The organism is Vibrio sp. 10N.222.46.A1 (assembly GCF_041473595.1).
Lineage (GTDB): Bacteria > Pseudomonadota > Gammaproteobacteria > Enterobacterales > Vibrionaceae > Vibrio > Vibrio tasmaniensis_A.
This window is the reverse complement of the sequence record NZ_JBFRSN010001813.1, coordinates 1-276: the sequence shown is the minus strand read 5'-3', so window position 1 is coordinate 276 and position 276 is coordinate 1. Positions and strand designations below refer to the sequence as shown.

General features: G+C 40.2%; 1 protein-coding gene. It reads left to right on the top strand.

Annotation, left to right across the window (positions count from 1 at the left end):
- Window positions 1-276: type VI secretion system ImpA family N-terminal domain-containing protein (locus AB4496_RS29430; RefSeq protein WP_372133670.1), on the top strand; the 276-nt coding region annotated here is incomplete at both ends.

Here is a 276-nt window from a genome sequence, read left to right as displayed (position 1 = left end):
TAATGACCCCTCCGGCTCTTACCTGAAATTGGATAGAACCGCATACCGCAGTTTAAGAAACGTTTACAATAGCGCTCAATCTTCATTTCGTCAGTTAGTTGAAACACCTGATGCATCTTCTGACCCAGCAATTGTGGATGCAAATACTGAAAACTGGGCTGAGTTAAGAAAAATTTCTGAAGAGACACTCACCTCCCAGTCTAAAGATTTAGAAATATTAGGTTGGTACATTACTAGCCAGCTTTTTACTTCACAGCCATTTCATAACCTTGCTAC